This is a genomic window from Streptomyces sp. NPDC029956 (assembly GCF_055574655.1).
This window is the reverse complement of record NZ_JBVHZJ010000047.1, coordinates 47,925-65,150: the sequence shown is the minus strand read 5'-3', so window position 1 is coordinate 65,150 and position 17,226 is coordinate 47,925. Positions and strand designations below refer to the sequence as shown.

The 17,226-nt window shown below is 72.3% G+C and carries 15 protein-coding genes; 4 read left to right on the top strand and 11 right to left on the bottom strand.

Annotated elements, in window-relative coordinates:
* Positions 1-153: 153 nt before the first annotated feature.
* The 9 genes from ACZ4XX_RS29920 to ACZ4XX_RS29880 form a co-directional block, all read right to left on the bottom strand.
* Complete coding sequence (locus ACZ4XX_RS29920) at positions 154-1,053, bottom strand: S1 family peptidase (protein WP_468510984.1); 900 nt, start codon at positions 1,051-1,053, stop codon at positions 154-156.
* A 219-nt stretch (positions 1,054-1,272) separates the two neighbouring features.
* Positions 1,273-2,097 (bottom strand): DUF1684 domain-containing protein, encoded by an 825-nt coding sequence (locus tag ACZ4XX_RS29915; protein ID WP_468510983.1) that lies wholly within the window; start codon positions 2,095-2,097, stop codon positions 1,273-1,275.
* 5 nt (positions 2,098-2,102) lie between these two features.
* Positions 2,103-3,410: an NtaA/DmoA family FMN-dependent monooxygenase gene (locus ACZ4XX_RS29910; RefSeq protein WP_468510982.1), complete on the bottom strand. Its 1,308-nt coding sequence runs from the start codon at positions 3,408-3,410 to the stop codon at positions 2,103-2,105.
* Entirely contained in the window at positions 3,407-4,483 is a 1,077-nt protein-coding gene (locus ACZ4XX_RS29905; RefSeq protein ID WP_468510981.1) for an LLM class flavin-dependent oxidoreductase, read from the bottom strand. Before ACZ4XX_RS29905 ends, ACZ4XX_RS29910 begins: the two co-directional genes overlap by 4 nt.
* 45 nt (positions 4,484-4,528) lie before the next feature.
* On the bottom strand, positions 4,529-5,506 hold the full coding sequence (locus ACZ4XX_RS29900) for an ABC transporter substrate-binding protein (RefSeq protein WP_468510980.1): 978 nt from the start codon (positions 5,504-5,506) through the stop codon (positions 4,529-4,531).
* Between the two features lie 90 nt (positions 5,507-5,596).
* Entirely contained in the window at positions 5,597-6,403 is an 807-nt protein-coding gene (locus ACZ4XX_RS29895; RefSeq protein ID WP_468510979.1) for an amino acid ABC transporter ATP-binding protein, read from the bottom strand.
* Entirely contained in the window at positions 6,400-7,284 is an 885-nt protein-coding gene (locus ACZ4XX_RS29890) for an amino acid ABC transporter permease (protein ID WP_468510978.1), read from the bottom strand. The genes ACZ4XX_RS29895 and ACZ4XX_RS29890 overlap by 4 nt, the downstream gene beginning before the upstream one ends.
* Before the next feature lie 46 nt (positions 7,285-7,330).
* The gene (locus ACZ4XX_RS29885) at positions 7,331-9,145 is read right to left on the bottom strand and encodes an FAD/NAD(P)-binding protein (RefSeq protein WP_468510977.1); all 1,815 of its coding nucleotides are present in this window, start codon (positions 9,143-9,145) and stop codon (positions 7,331-7,333) included.
* Entirely contained in the window at positions 9,142-9,990 is an 849-nt protein-coding gene (locus ACZ4XX_RS29880) for an amino acid ABC transporter permease (protein WP_468510976.1), read from the bottom strand. Before ACZ4XX_RS29880 ends, ACZ4XX_RS29885 begins: the two co-directional genes overlap by 4 nt.
* A 443-nt stretch (positions 9,991-10,433) precedes the next feature.
* Between ACZ4XX_RS29880 and ACZ4XX_RS29875 the strand changes: the two genes are divergently transcribed.
* Positions 10,434-10,913, top strand: a complete 480-nt coding sequence (locus ACZ4XX_RS29875) for a GNAT family N-acetyltransferase (RefSeq protein ID WP_468510975.1) — start codon at positions 10,434-10,436, stop codon at positions 10,911-10,913.
* Positions 10,910-11,896, top strand: coding sequence for an ABC transporter substrate-binding protein (locus ACZ4XX_RS29870; protein WP_468510974.1), 987 nt, complete (start codon positions 10,910-10,912; stop codon positions 11,894-11,896). Before ACZ4XX_RS29875 ends, ACZ4XX_RS29870 begins: the two co-directional genes overlap by 4 nt.
* 27 nt (positions 11,897-11,923) lie before the next feature.
* Here the strand turns inward: ACZ4XX_RS29870 and ACZ4XX_RS29865 are convergent, their stop codons facing one another.
* On the bottom strand, positions 11,924-13,186 hold the full coding sequence (locus ACZ4XX_RS29865) for a DUF5685 family protein (RefSeq protein ID WP_468510973.1): 1,263 nt from the start codon (positions 13,184-13,186) through the stop codon (positions 11,924-11,926).
* 322 nt (positions 13,187-13,508) lie between these two features.
* Between ACZ4XX_RS29865 and ACZ4XX_RS29860 the strand changes: the two genes are divergently transcribed.
* Positions 13,509-13,943 (top strand): cell division protein SepF, encoded by a 435-nt coding sequence (locus ACZ4XX_RS29860; protein ID WP_468510972.1) that lies wholly within the window; start codon positions 13,509-13,511, stop codon positions 13,941-13,943.
* A 40-nt stretch (positions 13,944-13,983) separates the two neighbouring features.
* Here the strand turns inward: ACZ4XX_RS29860 and ACZ4XX_RS29855 are convergent, their stop codons facing one another.
* On the bottom strand, positions 13,984-15,771 hold the full coding sequence (locus tag ACZ4XX_RS29855) for an MFS transporter (protein ID WP_468510971.1): 1,788 nt from the start codon (positions 15,769-15,771) through the stop codon (positions 13,984-13,986).
* Positions 15,772-16,242: 471 nt separating this feature from the next.
* On the opposite strand from ACZ4XX_RS29855, the gene ACZ4XX_RS29850 reads away from it, so the two are divergent.
* Positions 16,243-17,094: a phosphatase PAP2 family protein gene (locus tag ACZ4XX_RS29850; RefSeq protein ID WP_467352459.1), complete on the top strand. Its 852-nt coding sequence runs from the start codon at positions 16,243-16,245 to the stop codon at positions 17,092-17,094.
* Positions 17,095-17,226: the final 132 nt, after the last annotated feature.

Below are 17,226 nucleotides of genomic sequence, written 5' to 3'. Positions count from 1 at the left end.
GGGGGTTCCCCCCCCTCCCTCCAACCCCCCCCCTGCGCGGCACGATGTTCCCCCCCCCCCCTTGGCAGGGGCCCCCCCCCTGGAGAAAAACCCCGGCCCGGCACTCGTCGACGCCCTCCTCCTGGAGCGTGCGGTGTGTACGTCCCGGGTCGGCTAGAAGACGGAGACCCCGTACGCGCTCAGCGCCTCCGTCACGGGCTGGAAGAAGGTCGTCCCGCCCGTGGAGCAGTTGCCGCTGCCGCCCGAGGTGAGGCCGACGGCACGGCTGCCCGAGTAGAGCGGGCCACCGGAGTCGCCGGGCTCGGCGCAGACGTTCGTGCGGATCAGGCCGGAGACGATGTCGCCGCCCCCGTAGTTCACGGTGGCGTTGAGGCCCGTCACGGAGCCGCTGTGGGTGCCGGTGGTGGAGCCGCGACGGGTGACGGACATGCCGACGGTGGCGTTGACGGCGCTCGTGATGTCCACGTTGCCGACCGTGCCGGACTTGGTGACGGAGGTGTTGGTGTAGCGCACCAGGCCGTAGTCGTTGCCCGGGAAGCTGGACCCGGCGGTGGTTCCGAGGACGGTGGTCCGGGAGGAGTTGGAGTACCAGGTGCCCGCGCCGTCGGTGCAGTGCCCGGCGGTCAGGAAGTAGTAGTTGCCCGCGCCGTCCCGGACGTTGAAGCCCAGTGAGCAGCGCCAGCTGGTGGCGTACGTCGCGTCGCCGCCGGATATCAGCTTGCTGAACCTTCCGGGGGTGCGCTCGACCCGGATGGCGTCCGCGTTCGCGCCGGCCTGGCGCTTGATCTTCGCGAGTTCGGCCTGGCTGACGGTGGAGTCGGCGGTGACGACCAGCGTGCCGGCGGCGGTGTCGGCGTACCAGGCGGTACCGGCCACGTCCGCGGCGCGGACGGCGTCGCCGGTCGCCGAGAGGGCGGCGGCGTCGAAGGTGCGGGTGCTTCCCGCGGTGGAGGCGGTGCCCGCGCTCGCGGTGGGGGCGGCGAGCGCGGCTGCGGCGGCGAGGCCTGCCGCGACGGCGAGCAGCCGGACGGTTCTCGTGGGGGTGGTGCGCATGGTCCTCACTTCTGTTCCTCCCGAGGGGAATCGGGGGCCCGCCGTGGGGTGCCGGGCCCGTGAGGCGCGGCCTGGGGCCGGCGCTGTGGGGGAGTCTCGGGCCGTACGACTTCACGCCGCAAGGGCGCGATCCGGCCGTACGGACCCTCGACTCGTCGTCCCACAACTGCCAGAAGTTACGGACCAGTTGGAAGGAGCCGTCCTTCTCCCGGCGCTCGCTCAGCGCTCGCTCAGCCGCCGCTCCCCCGCCGCGACGGCGGTGTCGAGCGTGTTCCCGGGCGGCGGGAACGGGCAGATGAAGTGGTCGGCGAAGGCGCACGGCGGCAGCAGCGCCCGGTTGAGGTCGACCGTCACCGAGCCGTCCGCCGCCGGCGCCGACGGGCGCAGGAAGCGGAAGCGGTAGCTGTCCCGGCCGCTGGTGGCGTCCGCGAAGACCGCCCACAGCGAGCCGTCGTCCTCGACGGCCACCTGGAGGGTGTGCTCGCCGCCGTGCAGTTCGAAGACCAGCTCCCCGGAGAGCCCGAGACCGCGCTCGCGACCGTCGGCGTTCTCCACCCGTACGCTGCGCGTCCGCTCGTACGGCCGGAAGACTCCGGGCACCACCCAGCGCTCGTCGTACGGGGTGGCCTCGATGCCCCGGAAGGCGGTACGGGCCTCGGAGCCGGGGTCGAAGTCCCGTACGGCCCAGAGCCCTTCGCGCCGCAGCACCACGAGCCGCCGGCCCGCCGACTCGACGCGGGACTCGTGGATCGGGCCGTGGTCGGCGGTGAGCCGGACCGTGCCGGTGAAGGGCTTGCCGTCGACGGTGATCCCGTCCTCGGCGCCGGCGCTGAGCAGCACCTCGTCGCCGTCCTCCCGCCACTCCCCCGGAACGGCCGGAATTCGCCCCTCCGGGAAGTCCGAGAGCCAGTGGGTGCCCGTGAGGGAGAGCGGACCGTACGAGGAGGAGACCGCGGCCTCCCGCTGCTCGTGCCAGTGCTGCCACTCCTGCCGCGGTCCGGCCCCCGCGTCCGTACCCGCGTCGCTGTCGTTGTCCGTGCTCATGGTGCTCAACCTTTCCACACGGGCTCGGGAAGCCCGAGGTGCGACCGGAGCGTCGTGCCGGAGTACTCCGTACGGAAGACCCCCCGCTCCTGGAGGAGCGGGACGACCCGGTCGACGAAGTCGTCGAGGCCGCCGGGGGTGAGGTGGGGGACGAGGATGAAGCCGTCGGCGGCGTCCGTGGCGACGAACTCCTCCAGGGCCGCCGCGACCGTCCCCGGGCTGCCGACGAAGGACTGCCGGCTCGTGGACTCGACGACCGTCTGACGGATCGACAGGCCCTTGGCCTCGGAGAGAGCCCGCCACTTCCTGGCCACCCCGACCGGGTCGGCGACCCGCACCCGCCCCTGGACCAGGGTCGAGTCGGGATCGGGGTCGACGTCCGGGAGCGGTCCGTCCGGGTCGTAGCCGGACAGGTCGCGGCCCCAGATCTGCTCCAGGGCGAGGATCGCGTTCTGCGGGGAGACCTGCAGGCGGCGGATCTCGCCGGCGCGCTCCTGCGCCTCGGCGTCGGTGTCCCCGAGGACGTACGTCACCCCGGGCATGATCTTCAGGTCGCCGGGCTCCCTCCCGTACCGGGCGAGTCGCCCCTTGACGTCGGCGTAGAACTCCCGGCCCGCCTCCGGGGTCGAGTGCCGGGTGAAGATCACGTCGGCGGCCGAGGCCGCGAACTCCCGGCCCTCGACGGAGTCGCCGGCCTGGATGACGACCGGGTGACCCTGCGGGGAGCGCGGGACGGTGAACTCGCCCTCGATCCCGAACTGCGGCCCGCTGTGGACGAAGGGCCGCTGCCGGCCCTCCGGGGTCCAGGAGTCCCACAGCTCCCGGGCCGTGGCGAGGAACTCGGCGGCCCGGGTGTACCGGTCGGCCCGGTCCAGGAAGCCGCCGCGCCGGAAGTTCTCGCCGGTGAAGGCGTCCGACGAGGTGACGATGTTCCAGGCGGCCCGGCCCGCGCTCAGGTGGTCGAGCGAGGCGAGGCGCCGGGCCAGTTCGTAGGGCTCGTTGAAGGTGGCGTTGACCGTGCCGGCCAGGCCCAGCCGGTCGGTGACGGCGGCGAGCGCGTTCAGGACGGTGATCGACTCGGGCCTGCCGACGACGTCCAGGTCGTGGATGCGGCCGTTGTGCTCGCGCAGCCGCAGCCCCTCGGCCAGGAAGAAGAAGTCGAAGAGGCCGCGCTCCGCGGTCCTGGCGAGATGCTCGAAGGAGGAGAAGTCGATCTGCGAACCGGAGCGCGGATCGGTCCAGACGGTGGTGGAGTTGACGCCGGGGAAGTGCGCGGCGAGATGGATCTGCTTCCGGCCCTGAGTCGTGGTCATGCGCGTGCTCCCGTCGTCACCCGTGCCTCGGCGGCGTACTGGCTGACGGGGCGTTCGAGCCCCAGGTGGTCGCGGAGGGTGGCGCCCTCGTAGGCCGTACGGAAGAGCCCGCGGTCGCGCAGCCGGGTCACGGTCCCGGCGGTGAACCGCTCCAGGTCCCGCTCGGGCACGGCCGGCACGAGATGGAAGCCGTCGATGGCGCCGCCGCCGTGCCAGCCCGCGATCAGTTCGGCGAGCGCCCCGGGCCCGCCCTCGTACGCGTCGAGGTCGACGGTCGCCGAGAGCAGGACGCGCAGCTGTCCGGGGTCGCGGCCGTGGGCGCGGGCCCCCTGCCGCAGTTCGGCGCGCAGGGCCGCGGCCTCCTCGGCGGAGGAAGCCCTGATCAGGGCGACGTCGGCGTGGTGGGCGGCGGTGTCCCGGGCGGCCGGGCGGGTGGCGTCGACGACGGTCACCGGGTTGCCCTGCGGGGGCCGGGGGACGATCGAGGGGCCCGTGACCGAGAAGGTCGCACCCTGAAAGTTCACATGGTGCAGTTTGCGGCGGTCGACGAACCGTCCGGTCACCACGTCCCGTATCTCGGCGTCGTCCTCCCAGCTGTCCCACAGTTTGCGGGAGACCTCGGCGACCTCGCCCGCCTCCTGCCAGAGCTCGGCGGTGGGCGGGACCGGACGGCGGCCGAAGAGCCGGGCCTCGGCCCCGGTCGGGGAGACCGCGATCCGCCAGCCCGCCCGGCCCCGGCTCACCCAGTCGAGGGTGGCGACGGCGGCCTGGACGTGGAAGGGCTCGGTGTGGGTGGTGGTCACGGTCGGTACGAGGCCGATGGAGCGGGTCTCGGGGGCGACCCGGGCCAGGACGGCGAGCGCGTCGAGGCCGGGCCGGGTGAAGGAGTCGTCGTGGGTGACGAAGTCGAGCGCGGCGGCCTCGGCGATCCGGGCGAGCGCGACGGTACGGGCGGCGGTGTCGGCGACGGTGGACGCGGCGGCACGGGCGGCGGCGGAGGAGAGGGCGCCCGGGACGTCACCCGCGCCCGGGGCGAGTTCTGCGGCGAGGTGGAGCGTTCGGCTGCTGGTCATGCGGTCTCTCTCGAAGCGATGTGGAGCGGACGGAGCGGGGCGCGGTCAGTTCTTGGTGCGGGGCAGCCCGGGCGGGTTGATCTCCGACTTCGTCACGGCCTCGCTGTCGAGGCCCCACCGCTCGAGGACCTGGGCGTAGGTGCCGTTCTCGACGATGTGGTCGATCGCGGCGGCGTAGGCGGCGACGAGTCCGCTGTCCTTCTTCGTGGTGGCCGCGATCTTGCCCTGGAGTCCGGCGCCCGCCCCGGAGAACTTGCCGACGATCTCGGTCTGTCCGGCGGAGAGCACGTGGTAGGCGGCGACGGGGTTGGGCCCGAGGTAGCCGTCGATCCGGCCGGACTGGAGCGCCAGGTAGTAGTCCGAGGTGTTCTGGTAGTACTTGATGTCGACCGGCTTGCGGCCTGCCTTCTCGTTCTGCGCGGACCAGTCGACGAGGATCTTCTCCTGGTTGGTGCCGGAGCCGACGGCGATCGCCTTGCCCGCCACGTCCTCGGGGCCCTTGACCTTCCAGCCGGAGCCCTTCTTCGCCTCGAAGGCGAGGTCGTCCAGGCGGTAGGTGGCGAAGTCGTACTTGTCCTTGCGCTCCTCGGTGACGGTGACGTTGGAGAAGACGGCGTCGTACTTGCCGCTGTCGAGGCCGACGAAGAGGTTCTCCCAGGAGACCGGGTTGAACTCGGGCTTCAGGCCGAGTGCGTCGGCGACCAGGGTCGCGAGGTCGACCTCGACGCCGATCAGCGTCTTGTCGTCGGTGGCGTGGAAGGCGAGCGGCGGATTGCTCGTCGCGGAGACGCCGAGGATCAGGGTGCCTCTCTTGCGGACGGCCTCGGGGAGCTGGGCGGCGAGCGCGTCGACCTTGGGGGTGTGGACGCGGTTCTGCTCGGGGCCGAGGTTGATGCCGTTGCCGGTCTTCTTCCCCTCGGCCTTGATCGTCTCGGTGGAGGCGTCACCCGAGCCGCAGGCGGTGAGGACTCCGAGGGCGGTGAGCGAGGCGAGGGCGGTGAGGACGGTGCGACGGGTCTTCATGGCGTACTCCTGAGAGGAAGGGGCGGGCGGTCGGATGACCTTGGAGGGAAGGGGGGAGGTCGGAGGACCTCGACGGGAAGGGGCGGGTGGTCAGAGGACCTTGGAGAGGAAGGCGCGGGTGCGTTCGTGGCGCGGGCTGTCGAGCACCTCGGCCGGCGGCCCCTGTTCGACGATCCGGCCCTCGTCCATGAAGACCACCGTGTCGGCGACCTCGCGGGCGAAGCCGATCTCATGGGTGACGACGATCATGGTGGTGCCGGAGGCGGCCAGGTCTTTGATGACGTCGAGGACCTCGCCGACCAGTTCGGGGTCGAGCGCGGAGGTCGGCTCGTCGAAGAGCAGCAGACCGGGTTCGAGGGCGAGCGCGCGGGCGATGGCGACCCGCTGCTGCTGTCCGCCGGAGAGCTGCTTGGGGTACGCCTCCGCCTTGTCGGCGAGCCCGACGCGTTCGAGCAGCGTCCGGGCCGCGGCCTCGGCCTCCTTGCGGGGGCGCTTCAGGGCCGAGACAGGGGCCTCGACGATGTTCTCCAGGACGGTGAGGTGCGGGAAGAGATGGAAGTTCTGGAAGACGAAGCCGATCCGGGTGCGCTGCTTGAGGATGTCCCGCTCGCGCAGCTCGTAGAGCTTGTTGCCGGAGCGGCGGTATCCGACGAGGGTGCCGTCGACGCTGACGGTGCCGCTGTCGACCTTCTCCAGGTGGTTGATGGTCCGCAGCAGGGTGGACTTGCCGGAGCCGGAGGGGCCGAGGACGACGGTGACCTCGCCGGCGGCGACGTCCAGGTCGATGCCGCGCAGGACGTGGAGGGGGCCGAAGGTCTTGTGGACGGCCCGGATCTCGACCTTGGCGGTGGTGGCGGACGGGGCCCCGGCGGGCGGGTCGACGGTGACGGAGCTCATCGGACGCTCCCCTTCGCGTAGTGGCGTTCGACGTAGTGCTGGACGACGGAGAGCGCGGTGGTGAGCAGGACGTACCAGGCGGTGGCGACCATCAGGAGCGGGACGACGCGTCCGTTGCGTCCGTAGACGACCTGGACCTGGTAGAAGAGTTCGCCGATCGCCATGACGGAGACGATCGAGGTGCCCTTGAAGAGCGAGATGATCTCGTTGGCGGCGTTGGGCAGGATCGAGCGCATCGCCTGCGGCAGGACGATCCGCCGCACCTGCCGGAGCCGCGGGATGCCCAGGGAGGACGCGGCCTGCAACTGGCCCTCGTCCACGGCGAGTACACCGCCGCGGACGATCTCCGCCGCGTAGGCCGCCTGGTGCAGGGCGAGCCCGAGGACCGCGGCGCTCATCTCGCCGACCAGACCCATCGTGTCGAAGGAGAGGAAGCTCGGTCCGAAGGGGATGCCGATGCTCAGTTCCTTGTAGAGATAGGCGAGGTTGAACCAGAAGAGCAGCTGGACGATGAGCGGGATCGACCGGAAGGCCCAGATGTAGCCGAAGGCCACCGACCGCAGGAACGGGCTGGCCGACAGGCGCATGAAGGCGAGCACGATGCCGATCGCGAACCCGAGAGCGGTGCCGTAGAAGGTGAGCTGGAGGGTGACCCAGACGGCCCGGAGGGCGGTCTCGGTGGTGAAGAACGCGGCGAAGACGTCCCACTCCCAGCCGGGGTTGGTGACGAGCCCGTGGACGAACTGGACGAGCAGCACGGCGGTGACGGCGACGGCCACCCAGCGCCAGGGGTGCCGCACGGGGACGACCACGAGTTCGGGGCCCACCACCGGTTCCTTCACGACGGCTCTGGTGGCGGGCGGATCGCTGGTGAGAGACATGGCGGTTCCTCGGAAAGGGGGTCGGGCAGCGGGAGGCGGGAGGGGATCAGGCGCTGAGCGGGGCGGGGAGCCGACACGCCCGGTCGCGCAGGAACGTCAGCGCCGCCCGCGCGGTGACGTCGTTCTGCCGGAAGGCGACCCCGCCGGTACGGGGCCGGGTGAAGGCGCTGTCGGTCCGCGCGGTGGTGTGCGGACCGAGCGCGAAGCGGCGCGGGTGCGGACGTCCGTCGACGTCGAGGACCCGGCCGTCGACGGGGTCGACGACGAGGAGGCCGCTGGTGGTGGCCCGGGCGCCCTCCTCGTGCAGGGCGCGCAGCAGCGGGCTGCGGGTGAGTTCGAGGGTGGGGTCGGGGAGCCGGGCCTCGACCAGGGCGCGTGCCTCGGTCCACTCCCCGGGTACGGCGACGGACGCGGCACGGAAGACTCCGCGCTCCTCGTCGGCCTCGACGGTGACCCGGGGGCCGAGGAAGCGGACGACACCCGCGCGGGAGAGGGCGAGGAGCCGGCGCAGCCGGGGGCCGGGCGGCCCGGAGGCGAGGTAGCTGAAGAAGCCGTGCCACCAGTCGCCGGTGTCGATGCGGTTCCCGAGCCGGAGGAGCTGTCCGTAGACGGAGAGCAGGCCGGCGAAGACGGCGGCGTCGGAGCTGTGGGCGGGGTCGTGACGGCGGGTGAGGTCGTCGGTGATGTAGGCGCGCAGACCGTGCTGGAGGGCTTCCGCCGAGGCGAAGCGGATGCCGTCCAGGGGGTGGTCGAGGGCGTCCAGGTCGAGCCGGTCGGCCGGGTCGGGGACGGCCGCGGCGACGACTGCGGCGAGTTCGGCCCCGCGGGGCGCAGCCGCCGCGTAGGCCGGTTCGAAGTCGGCCCACGCGAGCGTGGTCCGCTCGGGGTGGGTGGAGAAGAGCCGGTGGTAGTGGGCCCAGCCGAGTTCCTTGTCGATCAGGGGCCACACATCGCGCCGGAAGTCGATCGACCCGGTCCTCCGCAGCAGGGCGTCGGTCTGCTCGGGGCCGAAGAAGCGGGGCAGCGGGGGCCGTTCGCCGTCGAGGGCGTAACCGATCTTCGAGTGGTACGGGACGCCCCGGCGCGAGCCGACGTACAACACCGGTTCTTTGCCGGAGGGTACGTAGACCAGCGCGTCGCCCTCGCCCTCGTACCGTCCGCCGCGGCCCTCGGTGAGCAGCACCATGAGGTCGACGAAGGCGAGCCCGAAGCCGCGGACGAGAACGGCCTCGCCGGCGGGCAGGGCGCTCAGGTCGGTGTCGGCGGTGAAGTCGGGCGGCAGGTGGACGAGGCCGTGGCGGGCGGCGAAGCCGGCGAGGGCCCGCTGCTCCGGGTCGGGTTCGGCGTCGAGGTGGCCGACGGTGAGGACGACGAGGTCGGCGAGGAGGGGCGCGGCGGAACCCTCCAGCCAGACCCGCTGGCGCCCCTCGCGCGGGCCGCCGATCCGCAGGGCGGTGGTGCGGTGCTCGTGGACGGAGACGGAGGCGGGCAGCGCGGCCCGGGCCCGCTCGAAGACCCAGCGCAGATAGGCGCCCTGCTGGGGGCGGGTGGGGAAGGTGCGGCCCTCGATGCCGGCCCATTCGGCGACGGTGGGGCCGGGTCGGACGGGGCCCGCCAGGTCGACGGTCTCATCGGTGAACATGGTGACGTCCTCGGCCCGGGAGTTCATCCAGAGCAGCGGGGACTGCGCGGTGCGCCAGATGCGGCCGGGGCCCGGCGGGTGCGGGTCGACGAGGTGGAGGTCGAGGGGGCGGTCGCCGTACAGCTCGGGCAGGTTGGCGGCGAGCCGTTCGAGGAAGCCGGTTCCGCGCGGCCCGGCGCCCACGATCACGAGCGCGAGCGTCGAGGCGGGCGGGCTCATCGCGCACCCGCCGTACCGCGGGCGTAGTGGCGCTCGACGTAGTGCTGGCCGAGGCTGAGGACGGAGGTGACGGCGACGTACCAGAGCGTGGCCACGAGCAGCAGCGGGATGACCTCGTACGTGCGGTGGTAGACGAGCTGGGTCGAGTAGAGCAGGTCCTGGACGGCGATCACGGAGACGATCGAGGTGCCCTTGAGGGTGCCGATCAGCATGTTGCCGGCCGGCGGGACGATGGCCCGCATGGCCTGCGGCAGCACGATCCGGGAGAGCCGGCGCCACCGGCCGAGGCCGAGGGACTGGGCGGCCTCCAGCTGGCCGCGGTCGACGGAGAGGATGCCGCCGCGCACCACCTCGGCGGCGTAGGCGGCCTCGTGGAGGGTGAGGCCGATGACGGCGACGGACACGGGGCCGAGGAGGTTGACCGTGCTGACGCCGAGGATCTGCGGGTAGAGCGCGCCGATGTTGAACCAGAAGAGCAGCTGGACCAGGATCGGGGTGGACCGGAAGAACCAGACGTATCCCCAACTCACCGCACGCAGAACGGGGTTGGCGGAGAGTCTGAGCACGGCGAGCAGGGTGCCGAGGACGAAGCCGAGTGCCATGACGAGGGCGGTCAGCCACAGGGTGAGGCCGAGTCCGCGCAGGACGGACGCGGAGGTGAAGTACTCCGCGACCACGTCCCACTGGAAGGCCTTGTTGCGGACGACCGAGACCAGGCCGAGGGCGAGCAGGAGGAGGACGAGGCCCGCGGCGGTCCACTGCCCGGCGCGGCGGGCGGGGACGATGCGGGGCGGTGGTTCGGCCGGCGGGGCCGTGGAGGGGGTCTTGACCAGGGTCGCGGACATACGAAGACTCCGTGGATGCCAGAGGCGGATCGAACACGGGGTGCGCCTTCACACGCGGTGAGCACGGAACCGGGCCCCTCAACCCGATCCACCCTTCGAGGCTATGCGGTCAACGGGCCCTGCTGTCAAGGGTGTCCGCACTGTGAGCTGTACGTCTCATCGCGGTTGACGCGGGCACGGATGCCTGTTCCACTGTGGCCATGCACTCGCAGCAGCTGGTCACGCGCTCCCACATCGACTTCGGTCGCGTGTGGTCCTCTTCCTGTTGAGCCGACCCGCTGCTCGGTGAGCCGACCTCCGGCTCCGCCCCGTCCGCGTGCTGTTCTCCGCGGCGCCTTCACATCCAGGCACCTCGTCGTGCCTGCGCTCTCCCCTCCCCTCGCTCTGCCGCGCCGCCCTCCTTCGTTCTGAGGGGCTGCCCTCCTTCGTCCTGAAGGACCGTCATGACCTTCGCGTTGTCCGTGCACCGGACCACGACCACCGACCCCTTGGCGCGCCCGCTCCTCGACGAGCTGGCGCACGAGTACACGACCCGGTACGGCTCCGCGCACGATCTGAGCCGCTACCCGGCGGAGGAGTTCGCCCCGCCGCACGGCGCCTTCCTGCTCCTGCTGGAGCAGGGCCGGCCCGTGGCGGGCGGCGCGTACCGCCGCTACGACGACGACACCGCCGAACTGAAGCGGATCTGGACCCACTCGGCGCACCGCAGGCGCGGGCTCGCCCGCCGGGTCCTGACCGTGCTCGAACGGGAGGCCGCCGCACGCGGCTACTCCCGCCTCTATCTCACGACCGGACCGCGTCAGCCGGAGGCCAGGGGCCTCTATCTGGCGAGCGGCTACCGCCCGCTCTTCGACGTGTCCGCCGATCCCGAGTCGATCGGCCCGCTGCCGTTCGAGAAAACCCTGGAGAACCCGAAGCCATGACCACGCGCACGCGTCCCGGCACCGCACGCACCGCCCTTGTCTTCGCCCTGATCACCGGCGCCGCCCTCACCCTGACCGCCTGCGCGGGCGGCGAACCCGCGACGGCCCCGGCCGGTGCCTCGGGGGCGCCGGGCGCCGCGGGGGCCGCGAAGGGCGCGCTCCCGACGGAGGACGTGGTGTCGGCGGTGAAGAGGAACGAGGCGGCGGTGAAGCTGCTGCCCGCCGAGGTGCGGCAGCGGGGCGGTTTCACGATCGCCTCGTCCGTCGCCACCCCGCCCAGCTCGGCGTATCTGCCCGACGGCAGGACCGTCGTGGGGGTCGACGCCGACTTCGCCGCGGGCGTGGCGAAGGCCCTCGGCCTGGAGCTCAAGCGCGAGGTGGTCGGGTTCGAGGCGATCCTGCCGGCGCTCGGCAGCGGCAAGTACGACGTCGGCACCGGGAACTTCGGTGTGACGGAGGAGCGGCGCAAGGCCATCGACTTCGTGACCTACATCAACGACGGCCAGGGCTTCGCGAGCCGCGCGGACAGCCCGCTGAAGGCGGTCACCGACCTCACGCAGCTGTGCGGTCTGAAGGTGGCCGTGAACGCGGGCACCACCTTCGAACGGACCCTGGAGCAGAACAAGGGCCGGTGCGCGGAGGCGGGCAGGAAGCCGTACGAGGTGAACGTCTACAGCGAGACCGGGGCGATCTGGATGTCGCTCCAGCAGGGCCGCAGCGATGTCGTGATGAACACGATCAACGGGGTGCGGTACGCGGTGACACAGCAGAAGAACGTGAAGTTCCTCAACGAGTACCGGCGGCTCGACGTCGGCTTCGCCTTCAAGAAGGGCACGCCGCTCGCGCCCGCCTTCCAGGCCGCGGTGAACGGCCTGAAGGCGGACGGGACGTACGACAGGATCCTGCGGAAGTGGGGCGTGACGGGGTCGGGCATCGCCACCTCGCAGATCTCCCCGCCGGAGCTCCCGGCACCGAAGAGGTAGGGCGGCGCCCGGACGTCCGACGGGGCGTCAGCAGTCGCAGCCGCAGCCGCAGTCCCCGCAGCAGCCGTCGCCCTCGCAGCAGGAGCAGTTGCTGCAGCAGTCACAGCAGTCGCAGCAGCTGCCGGGGTCGCACTGCTGGCAGAGCCCTTCGCGCCGCTGGCGGCTCCAGGGGTCCTCGAAGGTGCCGCAGCACATCTGGCAGGTGCAGGCGAGGCCCACCCAGAGGGCGCATCCGGCGATCAGGCCGCGCCGGTTCGGGGGCCCGGGCGGGAAGGGACCGCCGGGCCCCCCGGGGCCGCCGGGCCCGGGGGCGTAGGGACCACCCGGGCCGCCGGGGCCGGGGGCGTACGGGTTGCCGGGCACCGGGCCGTGGGCGCCGTGGGCATGGCCGCCCGGCATGCCCTGTCCGGCCCCCGGCGCCCCGTGCGCGCAGGTCGTCGTACCGAAGGCGCGGTCCACCGAGGTGCGGAGTTCGTGGGCGAGCAGGACGTGCGCCAGCTTGTCGTCGGCGAACTCGGCGTCCTTCAGAGCGAGGCGGATGCCGTGCAGGGCGTCGTCGGCGAGCCGGCGGGCCTCCTCGCGGGAGGTGCCGGTCGCGGTGAGCGGGTTCCAGGCGCCCTTCTCCGCGTCGGCGGTCTGGTCCTCGACGGCGTCGAGGAGGTGGGCGAGGCGGCCGAAGAGCCGGCCCGCCTCGGCGAGCGGCTCCGCGTTCCCGGGCCGTCCGGCGAGGACGGCGGTGTGCGCGAAGGCGGCCGCGGTGGCGGTCTCGGTCGGTTCGGTGACGGTGAGCAGGGAGGTGCCGGGTCCGGCGAGGGCCTCGATCCCGGTCTGGCGGTCGACGGCGTCGACGAGGACGGCGGTGTCGAAGCCGAGGGCACGGCCGGTCCTGGCTCCCGCCTTGTCCCAGGAGCGGGCGACGCGGCGGGCCGCGGCGGCGGCGGGTCGCCGGGCCAACAGCCCGTCCCGGTCGGCGACGTGGTCCCGTACCTTCGCCGAGGCGAGGACGAGCGAGACGGCGGCGGCGAGCCGGGCGCCCTCGCCCTGGGCCACGGGTGCGGTCCGCATGGCGCGCAGCGCGCAGGGCCCGGCCGTGCGACGGCCCGCCTCCGTGACGCCGGTCTGAGCCTCCGTCAGAACGGAGACGATGAGCCCGTCGTAGTTGGTGACGACCCGGGCGAACTGGCCGTGGTCGGCGCGAAGTGCCAGGCAGAGGCCACAGAGATGGGCCATCCACTCGGTCTTGAGCCCGTCGGTGAGCCGGTGGGTGCAGGGTCTGACGATTCCGAACATGGACTCCCCCGTGAGTCGTGAATCTGGGCCGGGCTATGGACCGCCGGACGGCCTCGCGGCATCGTAGCGAGCGGGGCCGTTCACCCGTACGCGCCCATCGTCACCCTTGTGGCCCGACTTTCATATTTTCAGCTACATGGCCCTCCCCCAGGCCCCGCATACCGCAAGTTTCCTGACTAATCGCCAGGAAACGGTGCTCACGTTCTGCACCAGTACCGTCACGAATCCCGTGCGCGCCGACTATCCACTTGGCGCGCGATCCGCATCATGAAGGACGATAGGGATTGCGGAACCACAAGTGACCGCGTGAAAGGAGGCGTCCATGGGATCGGTGCGCAAGGCGAGTGCCTGGCTGGGACTCGTCGAGGACAACGACGAGCGTTACTACGACGACGAGTACGCCGACGGTGCCGAGGGCGGCGACGCCTGGGTGACGGACCCCCGGGTCCGGGTGGCCACGGACACCGCCGAGGACCGGGGCCGACGCATCGCCACCGTCTCCCCCGACGGCTTCCGGGACGCCCGCGGCATCGGCGAGCTCTTCCGGGACGGTGTTCCGGTGATCGTGAACCTGACCGCGATGGAGGCGAACGACGCCAAGCGCGTGGTCGACTTCGCCGCCGGTCTCGCCTTCGGTCTGCGCGGTTCGATCGAGCGCGTGGCGACGCGGGTCTTCCTGCTGACCCCGGCCGACACCCAGATCGTCACCGGTGAGACGGGCCGGCGCCGGCAGGACGGTTTCTTCAACCAGAGCTGAGCGGGTCCGCCGGCCGGCCGGGCATCCCCCGGGGATCGGGTCAGTGCGCCGGACGCCCCGAGCCGGCGGGCTCGATCGCTTCCCGGGTCGCGGGCACCCGCGGCTCGGACGGGTCGGCGAGCTCCAGGACCTCGGACGACTCCGGGCACCGCACGACCCCCGTCGGCTTCGACGGCACCGGCGCGGACCGGACGGGCTCGGACCCGGCCGTCCCGGACGGAGCCGTCTTCGACAGCACCGGCGGCTCCGCCGCCGGGACACCGGAGGACATCTCCTCCTCCGGATCCACCGGGCACTCCATCACCCGGGGCAGGCGCCGGGCCATCGCCGCGCCGAGCAGCAGCAGTCCCGCGCTCACGAAGAGCGTGATGTGCAGCCCGTTCACGAAGGCGTGCCGGGCGGCCTGGTGCAGCGCGCCGCCCGCCGCGCCACCGAGCTGGTCGGCGACCTGGTAGGCCTCGCCGAGCGAGTTCGCCGCGGCCCGGCTCGCCTCCGCGGGCACGCCGGGGATCGCGGCCAGTCCGGGGCCGTACGCCGCGTTCATCACACTGCCGAGCAGGGCGGTGCCCATGCCGGCGCCGAGCTGGTACGAGGTCTCGCCGATCGAGGCGGCGGCGCCCGCGCTCCGCTGCGGGGCCTCGCTGAGCATCGACTCGTACGCCGAGAAGAGCGTGGTCTGCAGGCCGAAGCCGAGCAGTACGAAGCCCACCGTGAGCAGCAGCGGCCGGTCGTGCTGCCCCATGAAGGTGAGCAGCAGCACGGCGGCGGCGGTGAGGACGAAGCCCCAGCCGACCATCCGGCGGGGTCCGATCCGGCGCAGGGTGTACGAGCCGGTGGCACCGGCGGCCATCGCGGCGAAGGTGAGCGGCAGCAGTCGCAGCCCGGTCTCCAGCGGGCTGAGGCCGAGCACCAGCTGGAGATACTGGACGGCGATGAGCTGCAGGCCGACCAGGGCCAGCATCGCGAGCACGATGCAGCCGACCGAGGTGGTGAAGGCGGCCCGGGAGAAGAGCCGCATGTCGATCAGCGGGTGGGGGCGCCGCCTCTGACGCCGTACGAAGAGGACGAGGAGCGCGGCGCCGAGCAGCAGCGGCCCGGCGGTCGGGAACGCGAGGAGCGGTTCGCCGGCGCCGGCGCGCTTGACCCCGAGGACGCAGCCGAGCACACCGGCGGCGGCCATGAGCGCGCCGAGCACGTCCCAGGGCCCGTCGGCGACGCCACGGGACTCGGGGAGGAGGCGGCGGCCGAGCGGCAGGATCAGTGCCATCAGCGGAATGTTGATGAGGAAGACGGAGCCCCACCAGTAGTGCTCGACGAGGAAGCCGCCGAGCACGGGTCCGGTGGCGGCCCCTATCGCGGCGACCGCCGTCCAGATGCCGATGGCCGTGGCTCGCTCCCGCCGGTCGGGGAAGACCGCCCGGAGGATGGAGAGCGTGGCGGGCATGATCATGGCGCCGCCGACGCCGAGGAGCACCCGGGCCCCGATGAGGACCGAGGGTTCGGTGGCGAGCGCGGCGACCGCCGAGGCGATGCCGAACAGTGCGTATCCGAGGAGCAGGACTCTGCGCCGTCCGACCCGGTCCCCGAGGGTGCCGAAGAGGATCAGGAGCGAGGCGCAGATCAAGGGGTAGGCGTCGACGATCCAGAGCAGCGCGGTGGAGCTGGGGCGCAGGTCCTCGGTGAGCGAGGGGATCGCGACGTGGAGGATGGTCGCGTCGAGCGCGACCACGAGAAGGCTGACGCAGAGGACGACGAGGACGACCCAGCGGTTGGCTCCGCCGTCGGCTGTGGCACGCGGTGGTGCTGGGGCCGTGTTCGTCCGCGACATGTACGTACCTCCCAGTGAAGCTCTCGCGCTCGGCGGCTCCCGACCAGGGCTTATGCCCCTGGGGCGGCCCGGCATCGACGGGCGAGTGAGCCGTCAGCGTACGCGAGTTCAAGGCCCGAGCGCGTGGTGCAGCTCTCACCCCGGCGGGCCGCGCGGTGTGGCGTACGCCACTCGGGGCGGCCCGCGCGTCGCATGGAATGACGTACGGACACCTGTTTGAAGCAATTCCCGCGCGCTCAAACACGCTTCCGAAATCGACCCCGCGGCAATACGGCGGAAGGTCATCGGATTTCCCGACGGACGCCGGTAATAGGTCACCGACTGAGACCTACTCCACATCACATCAACATCACGAACAGACCGGAACGACCGGGTCTGCTACTCACTCCCTGTAACGTCGATTGGGTGCGTACCGACATCTTTGCCCGGCTGGACCGGGAGCCGGAACCGCCGAAGATAGAGGTCCCGCGGATGACCCGCACGCGTCTCGCCCTCTTCGGCGGGACGTCGGCGTTCTATCTCGCCATGGTCGTCGCCGTGCTGCTCTCGACGTGGCTGGTGACCCTCGACTGGAAGATCATGCTCTTCCGGCCCTATCAGCAGTGGCCGGAGATCCACGGCTTCCTCGACTACTACGTCGTCCTCGGCCAGCGCGGCCCCACGGCCGTCATGGTGGCCGCCTGGCTGGGCTGGCGCTCCTGGCGCCAGCACACCCTGCGGCCGCTGCTCTGCCTCGGCGCCGCCCTCCTGCTGCTGAACGTCACGGTCGGCGCGGTCAAGCTCGGGCTCGGCCGTCTCGGACCCCACTACGCGACCGAGGTCGGCTCCGCCGAGCTCTTCGCGGGCGGCGACATATTCCCCTCGGGTCACACCGCCAACGCGGTCGTGACCTGGGGCATCCTCGCCTATCTCGCGACCACCCCGAGGGCCAGGCGCTATCTGTCGGCGCTCTCCGCCGTGGTCGCGCTCGGTGTCGGACTCACCACGGTCTATCTGGGCACGCACTGGCTGAGCGACGTCCTCCTGGGCTGGGCCGCCGGACTGCTGATCCTGCTCGCCCTGCCCTGGTGCGAGCCGGTCCTCGCCGTGGCCGAGTCGTGGATCCTCGCCCTGCGCGACCGGGTACGGGACCGGCTGCGGGACCGTCGCCGTCTGGTCCCCTCGCTGCCCGTGGCCTCCGGAGGACCCCGCCCGGGGTACTTCCCGCAGCGTCCGCCCGGCTCAGAGGAGCCGGTCCGCGGGCCCGCCGGGGTGGCCGGCGGCCGTGCTCCGGCGACCCGCGCGGGAGTGGCCGGCGGCCGCGCCCCGGCGACCCGCGGCTGACCGCGAGCACCCGCACGCACGCATACGGAAGGGGCCCAGGCAAGAAACCCGGCGGGGACCCCTCCTCTGCCCCGGTGCGAAACCCCCGAGGGCGCCCCGGGTTTCCGCGTGTGTTTTTCCCCTCAGCCAACA

Coding starts and splice junctions, on each gene's coding strand:
- ACZ4XX_RS29885 (WP_468510977.1), bottom strand. CDS start 9,145: ATGAGCCCGCCCGCCTCGACGCTCGCGCTCGTGATCGTGGGCGCCGGG.
- ACZ4XX_RS29875 (WP_468510975.1), top strand. CDS start 10,434: ATGACCTTCGCGTTGTCCGTGCACCGGACCACGACCACCGACCCCTTG.
- ACZ4XX_RS29880 (WP_468510976.1), bottom strand. CDS start 9,990: ATGTCCGCGACCCTGGTCAAGACCCCCTCCACGGCCCCGCCGGCCGAA.
- ACZ4XX_RS29850 (WP_467352459.1), top strand. CDS start 16,243: ATGACCCGCACGCGTCTCGCCCTCTTCGGCGGGACGTCGGCGTTCTAT.
- ACZ4XX_RS29870 (WP_468510974.1), top strand. CDS start 10,910: ATGACCACGCGCACGCGTCCCGGCACCGCACGCACCGCCCTTGTCTTC.
- ACZ4XX_RS29915 (WP_468510983.1), bottom strand. CDS start 2,097: ATGAGCACGGACAACGACAGCGACGCGGGTACGGACGCGGGGGCCGGA.
- ACZ4XX_RS29865 (WP_468510973.1), bottom strand. CDS start 13,186: ATGTTCGGAATCGTCAGACCCTGCACCCACCGGCTCACCGACGGGCTC.
- ACZ4XX_RS29855 (WP_468510971.1), bottom strand. CDS start 15,771: ATGTCGCGGACGAACACGGCCCCAGCACCACCGCGTGCCACAGCCGAC.
- ACZ4XX_RS29920 (WP_468510984.1), bottom strand. CDS start 1,053: ATGCGCACCACCCCCACGAGAACCGTCCGGCTGCTCGCCGTCGCGGCA.
- ACZ4XX_RS29895 (WP_468510979.1), bottom strand. CDS start 6,403: ATGAGCTCCGTCACCGTCGACCCGCCCGCCGGGGCCCCGTCCGCCACC.
- ACZ4XX_RS29890 (WP_468510978.1), bottom strand. CDS start 7,284: ATGTCTCTCACCAGCGATCCGCCCGCCACCAGAGCCGTCGTGAAGGAA.
- ACZ4XX_RS29860 (WP_468510972.1), top strand. CDS start 13,509: ATGGGATCGGTGCGCAAGGCGAGTGCCTGGCTGGGACTCGTCGAGGAC.
- ACZ4XX_RS29905 (WP_468510981.1), bottom strand. CDS start 4,483: ATGACCAGCAGCCGAACGCTCCACCTCGCCGCAGAACTCGCCCCGGGC.
- ACZ4XX_RS29910 (WP_468510982.1), bottom strand. CDS start 3,410: ATGACCACGACTCAGGGCCGGAAGCAGATCCATCTCGCCGCGCACTTC.
- ACZ4XX_RS29900 (WP_468510980.1), bottom strand. CDS start 5,506: ATGAAGACCCGTCGCACCGTCCTCACCGCCCTCGCCTCGCTCACCGCC.